This is a genomic window from Flavicella sp., from assembly GCF_029238425.1.
Lineage (GTDB): Bacteria > Bacteroidota > Bacteroidia > Flavobacteriales > Flavobacteriaceae > Flavicella.
This window is the reverse complement of sequence record NZ_JAQWGB010000177.1, coordinates 1-4214: the sequence shown is the minus strand read 5'-3', so window position 1 is coordinate 4214 and position 4214 is coordinate 1. Positions and strand designations below refer to the sequence as shown.

Below are 4214 nucleotides of genomic sequence, written 5' to 3'. Positions count from 1 at the left end.
TGGTGCAGTCCCAGGTAGTTCACTAACAGCAGTAGATGCAATTAATGTAGTAAGAGCTAGGGCTGAAATGCCTGGTGTTATTGCAAAATATACAGCAGACAAAGACGCGTTTAGAAAACGTATTTATAATGAAAGAGCAGTAGAATTATACCACGAATTTCATCGTTGGCATGACTTAAGAAGATGGAAGTTATCTATAGATGTGTTAGCAGACGGAGAAATTTACGGAGCTAACATCACAGAAGTAGGAGGAAACCTTGTATATGGAAAAAAGGTTATTGAGGGGGCACAGCGTGTTTTTGAGGACAAGCATTATTGGTATCCATTTCCAACGAGCGTCATGAACATTATGTTAAGCTTTGAGCAAAACCCAGGATGGTAATCTTAAAAAATTGAAAAACATGAAGTATTATATATTATTATTATTTATAGCCTTAAGCAGTTTGGTTTCTGCACAAGAGGTGAAGGATACTACTCAGTTGAAGGAAAAGGTAAAAGTGCCTTTTGCTGAACTGGATAAAGATAAATTAGTGGGGGCTGTAGATGTCATTACAGGAGATGATTTACAACATTCATCTGATTATAACGTAGAATCAGTATTGGCTGGTCAGGCACCAGGATTGATCGTTTTTGAAGGAAATGGAGCTCCAGGTTTTGACACTACGTCCATGAAAATTCGTGGACAATCTAGAGGAGGTGCTTCAGATCATCCTTTGATTGTAATTGATGGAATAGCGAATCGTTCTTTGTCGAGTCTTGCTTTGGATGAAATTGAAAGCATTCAGGTATTGAAAGACGTTACCGCAAAGATGATGTATGGTAGTAAAGCTGCTAATGGAGTTTTAATGGTAACAACCAAGCGTGGGTATGATGGAAAACATAAAGTAAGTTTTTCTTATGAACACAGTTTGAAAACAGCGAGTGTTTTGCCTCAATATGCTAGCTCCGCCCAATACGCAAAATTGTACAATCAAGCATTGTTAAATGATGGACAAGAAGCTTTGTATACTCAAGAACAAATAAATAATTACCAAAATCCATCTGTTTTATATCCAGATGTAAATTATTATGATGAGTTTTTAAAGAAAAGTGCTTCAGTGCATAGATTCAATGCTCAGTTGATCGGTGGAGATTCTGAAACCAAATTTTTTCTAAACCTTGGGTATATTAATGAAAACGGACTTGAGAACTTGGGTAAAAATCAAGACTTTAACAGACTTAATGTAAGAGGTAACCTTGATTTTAAAGTGAATGAAGTACTTTCTATGTTTATTGATATTGCAGGGCGTATGGATTCTTGGGATAGAGCAGATATTTCCAATACTGAATTTTTCAATTCATTGTCTTCTCATAGGCCAAATGATTATCCTCTTTGGTATGGAGAAGAAGGAGATAATGATTTCTTAGGATATAGTCCGCGAGTTGCTACAAACTTAGTAGGAGAATTGGCAAGATCAGGATATGTAAACACCAAAAATTACTATGCTCAAACCAATGTTGGATTTAAATTAAATTTGAATAAATATATCAACGGTTTAACAGCAGGAGCATATCTGACATATGATATGTATAACAATATTAGTATTGGAAAATCTCTTTCTTATTCTAGAATCAGAATTAATAATGGAGATGTTGATGATATCACTCGTGTTGGAGTGGATACTTTGGATGATAATGAAAGTAGAAAAGGAGATGATGCTAGACAAAATGTTGGTTTGGTGGCAAATATTGATTACATAAAATCATGGGACAATCATGATTTACAAGTCAATTTTGCAACTGTACAACAAACATTAACCAGAAAATCTACTTTAGATGGTCCATCAACACAGCAAGATGATAAAAATATAAATTTTGGACTAAGACTAAACTACACATTACTTGATAAGTATACTGTTGAGGGAACATCTTCTTATATGGGTTCTGATAAATTTAGTAAAGAAAATCGTTGGGGATTATTTGGATCTGGAGGCTTAGGTTGGATTGTTTCGAACGAAGGTTTTTTGAAAGACAGTAAAGCAATTAACAGACTGAAATTCAAAACTTCCTATGGAGTGATGGGGTATGATCAATCTTTTGATTATTTGATGTACAACGATTTTTACATTGCCAGCGGAAACTTTAGAACAGGACCTAAAAGTGCAAATATTGAATATGGATGGAAAGAAGGTCAAATAGGAAATCCAAATTTGACTTTTGAAAAAGCAAGAGAATTTAATATTGGAGTAGAGGCCAGTTTGTTTAAAAACAAAATTGACTTAGAGGCAAACTATTTCGACGAATACAGATATGATATTCCTGTAACCCTAAACAATACATTGCCGGATTATACAGGACAATTAAAGCCTGTGGGAAATAACAATGCTGTTTCTAATAAAGGAGTTGATTTATTTGTTCGATTTAAAGACAATATTGATGAGTTTAAATATTCTGTTGGTGTGAATGTTATTTATTCAAAAGCAGTTTATGATAAATTTGATGAGGTAAATGAATACGAGCACTGGAACAGAACAGGTACGGATACAGATAGAATTTGGGGTTGGGAAGCTCAAGGATTGTATCAAAATGATCAAGAAATTTTAGATCATGGGGTGAGTTCTTCTTATGGAGAAATAATTCCAGGGGATGTGAAATTAGTCAATTTTATCAACGATAAAGGGGATAATATTATTGATCAGTATGATGCAAAAATGATTGGAAATAGTTATCCAAGACTAAATTACTCATTGAACCTAAGGTTCCAGTACAAGGGGATTGAGTTTTATGCATTAGGACAAGGAGCATCTGGTTTTGATAGGATGTTAAACAATTCATATTACTGGAATACAGGACAAAATAAATATTCTGTATATGCACTCGGATCTGCGGCTCCAGGTGCTGTTCAAGGAGCAAGCTCTCCTCGTTTAACAACTTTGAATCAATCTCATAGTTATAGAAATTCTACTTATTGGATGAGAGATGGCGCGTTTTTTAAATTGAGAACGATTGAATTGAAATACAATTTCTCAAAGTTTATTAGCAAGAAGTTTGGAGCAGATAATTTTCAATTATTTGTAAGAGGAAATGATTTGTTGACCATTTCTAAAATTAAAGACTCTGATCCAGAGAATTTAAATTCAGGGGTAACAAATTATCCTATGTACAAAACTATTTCTATGGGTCTAAAATTAACGTATTAATCGAAAAGGTATGATGATGCAAAAGTTATATAAAAATGAAAATATGGAAGGTCCATTTTTCAAAAAGAGATATAAAATAAAATCTATTTTCGCTGTGTTGATTGTGCTTATCATATGCGCTTCTTGCGAGGATTATTTTGAACCAAAATTAACCAACGAAAGAACTTATGATCAGCTGGTAGAAAACCCTGATTATGTAAGAGGCTTGTTAACCTATGCTTACCGCGCAATTCCTTCGGCTTATGATATCTATGGAGGTGATTTTTTGGATGGAGCAACAGACAACTCTTTGTCTAATGTACTTTCTGGGAATATGAATAAGATGGTTGAAATTGAAGGGTATTGGACAGCTGTCTTGAACCCTATTAATGTTTGGACCACAAGATATGATGAATTGAAAAATGTAAACCAGTTTATTGAAATAGGGTTGGATGGAACCATATTATATTTCAAATCGAATCCGGAAAGAGATGAGGCATATAGAGATAGGTTGAAAGGAGAAGCTTACTTTTTAAGAGCTTGGATACATTTCGATTTGTTACGTCGCTATGGAGGTGTTGACCAAAACGGGGAACTTTTGGGGATTCCATTGTTAACTTCTCCAATTGATATTACTTCGTCTGATGATTTGAATTTACCAAGAAATTCTTATGATGATTGCGTTTCTCAAATAATTGCAGATTTGGATACAGCTTTAGCAGCTGGATTGCCTTCAGATTATAATGGGACAGGAGCAGAGTTTGATGAAACGAACGAAGGTCGTCCAACAACTATTTCTTGTATGGCGCTAAAATCTAGAGTTTTATTATATGCAGCAAGTCCAGCCTATGCAACCTCATCTTATACAGAGGCCGCTCAAGCATCTTATGAAGTAATTGATGCGATTGGTTCTAGTTTGCCAACAGATGTGTATGATGTTGCCAATATATCTGCAAAATTTTACAATAATGATTTGAATGATGAATTGATCATGCGTAGAGTTAGTGGAAATCAAAACGGTAATAATAATTTAGAAAACAGTCATTTTCCTCCAGG

Annotated in this window: 3 protein-coding genes; all 3 read left to right on the top strand. The window is 34.4% G+C overall.

Annotated elements, in window-relative coordinates; genetic code table 11:
- The coding region (locus tag P8H68_RS12245) for a RagB/SusD family nutrient uptake outer membrane protein (RefSeq protein WP_300325589.1) at window positions 1-382 on the top strand (382 nt) is incomplete at its 5' end.
- Between the two features lie 19 nt (window positions 383-401).
- Entirely contained in the window at window positions 402-3179 is a 2778-nt protein-coding gene (locus P8H68_RS12240; RefSeq protein ID WP_300325587.1) for a SusC/RagA family TonB-linked outer membrane protein, read from the top strand.
- A gap of 13 nt (window positions 3180-3192) precedes the next feature.
- Window positions 3193-4214, top strand: a 1022-nt coding sequence (locus P8H68_RS12235) for a RagB/SusD family nutrient uptake outer membrane protein (RefSeq protein WP_300325585.1), incomplete at its 3' end; no start/stop codon positions are given.